Annotated in this window: 4 protein-coding genes and 1 tRNA gene; 1 reads left to right on the forward strand and 4 read right to left on the reverse strand. The window is 56.3% G+C overall.

The features are described 5' to 3' along the window. Positions 1-67: 67 nt before the first annotated feature. From ACZM8Y_RS17760 to ACZM8Y_RS17770, 3 genes are all read right to left on the reverse strand, one after another. Positions 68-901 (reverse strand): amidohydrolase family protein, encoded by an 834-nt coding sequence (locus tag ACZM8Y_RS17760; protein ID WP_479859723.1) that lies wholly within the window; start codon positions 899-901, stop codon positions 68-70. A 230-nt stretch (positions 902-1,131) separates the two neighbouring features. Next, a tRNA-Arg gene (locus ACZM8Y_RS17765) sits at positions 1,132-1,208 on the reverse strand. A gap of 103 nt (positions 1,209-1,311) precedes the next feature. After that, positions 1,312-1,497: a hypothetical protein gene (locus ACZM8Y_RS17770; protein ID WP_489501966.1), complete on the reverse strand. Its 186-nt coding sequence runs from the start codon at positions 1,495-1,497 to the stop codon at positions 1,312-1,314. A 53-nt stretch (positions 1,498-1,550) separates the two neighbouring features. Between ACZM8Y_RS17770 and ACZM8Y_RS17775 the strand changes: the two genes are divergently transcribed. Further along, complete coding sequence (locus ACZM8Y_RS17775) at positions 1,551-1,751, forward strand: hypothetical protein (RefSeq protein WP_482334704.1); 201 nt, start codon at positions 1,551-1,553, stop codon at positions 1,749-1,751. Positions 1,752-1,871: 120 nt separating this feature from the next. On the opposite strand, the gene ACZM8Y_RS17780 is transcribed toward ACZM8Y_RS17775, so the two are convergent. Beyond that, on the reverse strand, positions 1,872-3,887 hold the full coding sequence (locus ACZM8Y_RS17780) for a 4Fe-4S dicluster domain-containing protein (RefSeq protein WP_482334706.1): 2,016 nt from the start codon (positions 3,885-3,887) through the stop codon (positions 1,872-1,874). Between the last annotated feature and the right edge of the window lie 564 nt (positions 3,888-4,451).

The following is a 4,451-nucleotide window of genomic DNA, read 5'->3' on the forward strand; positions in this document are numbered from 1 at the left end:
GGGAGAGGGAAACTTTCTCCAGAAAGTTTCCCTCTCCCCTCCCCCGATTTCTCCCTTTCCCTATTCCTTACGCAATCCCCAGCACGCGGGCGGCGTTGTTGTACAGGACGTTCTCAAGCACGTCGGGCTTGAAGCCGAGGGTCTCATACAGCTTGGCGCGTTCCCAACTGTCATAGAAGGGGTGGGCGCTGGCGAAAATGAGCTTGTCGGGGATGAGCTCGTTGCCCGCCTTGACGTAGCCGTCCGCGAAGGGCCACGTCTCGTATTCAGACCATTCCATATAGACGTTGGCGTTGCGGTGGCAGACCATGCAGGCTTCCTGCACGTAGGGATACCCGCCGTGGCTCATGACGATGGTGAGATCCGGGAAGTCGCGGGCCACTTCATCAACGCGGGCGGGGGAGGCGTCGCCCATGATCGCGCCGGGGACGCGGGTGCCAGGCCCGGTGCTGATGACCACAGGAACCTTCAGCTCACAGCATTTGGCATAAATGGGGTAAAACTTGCGGTGATCCGCCGGGAGCTTGGCGAGGTAGGGATCGATGGACGCGCCTTTCATGCCGAATTCGTTGACCATGCGGGAAAGCTCGTCGATGGCCTGCATGCCTTTGTGCGGATCGAGCCCGGCCATGCCATAGAATTTGTGGGGGTAGGCCTTCATCATCTCCACAACGCCCATGTTGGAGCAGGGGCAGCCATAGGTCGTTTCGACGTCGCGCCCGGTGATGACCCCGGTGATTTCATGCTCGTCCATGATTTCGACGATTTTGTCGAGCGAGGCCGACCACGCGCGATCAGGGTAGTTGAAAAAAGCGCACATGTCCCCAAAGAAGGGGCTGTGGATGAGCCCGTCCACGGCGTCGGGCGTGTTGGGGCGGAAACGGAAATCAATGGCTTTCATGGAAAGGACTCCTTGTAGGCTGGCGCCGTGTGCCGGCGTCGCGTGTGAACGAAAACGGGCGGCCCCTTTGCATGGGTGCGCAGGGGACGGCAGGGGCTGCCCCCTGTGGGGAGCCTTTATCTAACCTTTCCCCTTGCTTCCCCATACGCTGAAAATGCGGGGCGTGTTGGGCTGGTTGGCACCAACGAAAAAAGGACTCACGAGTTTTTCTCGTAAGTCCTTAAAAATTCTGGTGCGGCTGAAGAGATTCGAACTCCTGGCCTACAGGTTCGTAGCCTGTTGCTCTATCCAGCTGAGCTACAGCCGCATCACGAGAAAGAGGTATAGTCGGATGGCCCGGTTCCGTCAAGCGTTTTCTGGGCGATTTCCTGAAAAAAAATCGCGTTTGTACAGGGGAAAACAATGTGTATTTATATCATATTTAAATTATTTATTTTTATAAGGCGAAAAACTTTGGCTGTGTTATAGAAAATGGTTGATGTTTTTTCCTTGAAGCTCCAAAGGAACAACCGGCAAAATGCCTTAGCCGTAGATTCCACCAAGGGGAAAGCTAAAAAGGCTGTATTTTCACCGTGCTGTGGGGATGAAACAGCCACATGCCCTGACAGGGCCAAACCTTTTCTAAAGGCTGCGCCATAGAAAATGGTTGATGTTTTTTTTGAAGCTCCAAAGGAACAACCGGCAAAATGCCTTAGCCGTAGATTCCGCCAAGGGGAAAACTAAAAAGGCTGTATTTTCATCGCGCTGTGGGGATGAAACAGCACATGCCCTGACAGGGGCAAACCTTTTCCCAAAGGCTGCGCCACAGAAAATGGTTGATGCTTTTTTTCTTGAAGTTCCAAAGGAATAACCGACAAAATGCCTTAGCCGTGGATTCCGCCAAGGGGAAAACTAAAAAGGCTGTATTTTCACCGTGCTGTGGGGGATGAAACAGCCATATGCCCTGACAGGGCCAAACCTTTTCCTGAAATCAGAATTCCGGCGGAAGCTGGAGCATTTCCTCATACGTGAACACGGGGCCGTCCACGCACATGTAATGGCTCCCGACTTTGCAGTGCCCGCACTTGCCGATGCCGCAGTGCATGTTGGTTTCGAGGGCCGTATAGATGTCCGAGGGCTTCATGCCGAGCTGCATGAGGTCACGGGCGACGGCCTTGATGCGGCGGGCTGAGGCGCAGATGATCGCCGAGGTGTTTTTCCAGTCGAGGCCGAGGCCGGGCAGCAGGTCGTTGATGTAGCCGATGTGCGCATCCACCTGATCCGTGGGCTTGGAGAGCGAGTAGTGCACCTCGACGCCGGGGACTTTCGCCCATTCGCGCAGATCGTCCTTGAGCAGCAGCCCTTCATAGGTTGAGGCGCTGGCCATGATGGCGATGCGCCCGAAGTCCGGCTTGTTTTCGATGGCCCGGACCAGCGTTGCGCGCACGGGCGCGTGGCCCACGCCGGAGCCGACGACCAGCAGATCGCGTCCTTTCAGCGTTTCGTAGGGCAGGGGCACGCCGAACGGCCCGCGCAGGCCCATCATGTCCCCGACCTTCAGGTTGTGCATGGCTGTAGTGACCTTGCCGACCTTTTTGACGTAGAAGGTGAAGGCATCCTTCACGCGGTCGCTGAACGGCACGGAAATGGCGATTTCCCCCACGCCGAACACGGTCAGCATGAAGAACTGGCCGCGCAGGGCGGGGCGGCCCTGATTGGGGCGGTCGCGGTAGCGGACCGTAAACCGCTTGATGCCTTTGGCTTCCTCAAAAATATCAATGATCTCCGCTACGAGCGGCGTATACGGCTGCGGGTCGAACAGGCGTTCCTCGCGCTCATAATGCACGTTTGTCGCCGGGGCGGGGGCTTCCAACACCTCGTGGGGCGTCCGTTCCTTCATCCGGGCCATGATGTCCACCATGTCGATGGAGGCCGGGCAGACGGCGGCGCACCGCCCGCATCCGGTACAGCCCTTCATGCCGAAACGCTCTTCAATGTATTGCAGCTTGTCGTAGATCCGGTAGCGCACGGCCGAAGTCTTGGAGCGCGGGTTGTGGAATTCCGCGTTCCGGGTGAACGATACCGACTGGCACGAGTCCCAGACCCGGACGCGGGTGCCGGAATGGGGCGTGTCCCGTTCCTCTTCGGTGGTGAAGCAGGTACAGGTGGGGCAAACGCGCGTGCACCCGGTACAGGCGATGCAGCTTGAAGCGATGGCGTCCCATTCCTCATCCTTGAAGTTCGCGGCGAGCACCTGTCGGACTGTGGACGTGTCCAGCGTGCGGCGGAACGTCTTCAGCGCCTCTTCCTGCAAGGCCTTCTTGCGCCTGCGGCCCGTGAATTCGAGGTCGCGGTACAGGAGCGGCGCGACGTGGGACAGGAGCGCCTTGCCCCGATCCGATCCCGCCTCCACCCAGTACCAGTCATTTTCTCCCTTCTCCCCCTTCTTGTGGCCGGGCCCGTAATCAGGGGTCAGAAGCAGGTCATACCCCTTGCCCGCCTGCATCCCGTATTCGGTGTGGGCGATGATTTCCGCAAACGGCCCGGTGCCCATTGAGGCGCAGTAACATTCAGGCCCGGCATTAAGGCAGTTCACGGCGACGATGAACACATGCTGGCGGCGCAAATGGTAATTGATGTCGTGGTGTTCGCCGAGGAAAAAGCGATCCATGTAGGCCAGCCCGTACGTGTCGCAGGGACGCAGGCCGAACAGGATCTTGTCCTCCTCCTGCAAAGAGGACGAAGACGGCGCGCTGACGGCAGTACAGGTCTTCTCGCTGCCTTCCCAGCGGAACAGCTCCTCGCGTTCTCCGAAGACGAACCCCTTGGGCGCGACGCTCAGGTTGGTGTATTCGTCCGGCTCCATAAACCGGGCTTCTTTCCGGGTGCGGCGCGACCAGATGCGCATCTGCACGTTGTCCGGGCTTCCGCTTGGGACGAATACAGTATACCGCGCCGACCAGCGCGTCAGTATTTCGGGGAGATCCGATGCCTTGAACTTGAACATGAGGGCTCCTGAGGGAAAGGCGGGAATATGGGGATGGGAAACCTTCTGAAGAAAGGGGTTCCCTCCCCCGCCACCTTTCCAAGGCTTCCGGCTGATGGGGAGGCTGCGCCCCGTTCGTTTCAAAAGGTCCATCATTTAGGATGTGGCTGTTTCATCTCCACAGTATGGTGATACGGCCTTTTTCTCCAGTTTTTCCATTGGCGGGCTTTATGGCTGAGGCATTGTATCGGTTATCCTTTTGGAACTTCAAGAAAGAATGGCTGTGTCATAGAAAACGGTTGATGCTTTATTTCCTTGAAATTCCAAAGAAATAACCAATAAAATCCCCCAATCACAGGGCCCTCCAGCGGAAAAATTTGGATAAAAAGCATATATTTTCAGTATATTGCTGAAACAAAACAACCATGTACTCTGACAGAGCCGAAAGAATCAACCATTTCCTATAATCTAACCTTGCAAAAGGCTGTGTTCAATTTTACGGTTGATGATTTTTTCAATGAAAATCAATAGATAAAAGTTCATTCCACGTCTGGTGATGTGGGCCTCTCTCATTTTTTGTTCATT

This window comes from Bilophila sp. (genome assembly GCF_057864385.1).

What these genes read in the sequence shown, in the direction of transcription:
- ACZM8Y_RS17760 (WP_479859723.1), bottom strand. Translation starts at nt 901, where the DNA reads ATGAAAGCCATTGATTTCCGTTTCCGCCCCAACACGCCCGACGCCGTG.
- ACZM8Y_RS17775 (WP_482334704.1), top strand. Translation starts at nt 1,551, where the DNA reads ATGTTTTTTTTGAAGCTCCAAAGGAACAACCGGCAAAATGCCTTAGCC.
- ACZM8Y_RS17780 (WP_482334706.1), bottom strand. Translation starts at nt 3,887, where the DNA reads ATGTTCAAGTTCAAGGCATCGGATCTCCCCGAAATACTGACGCGCTGG.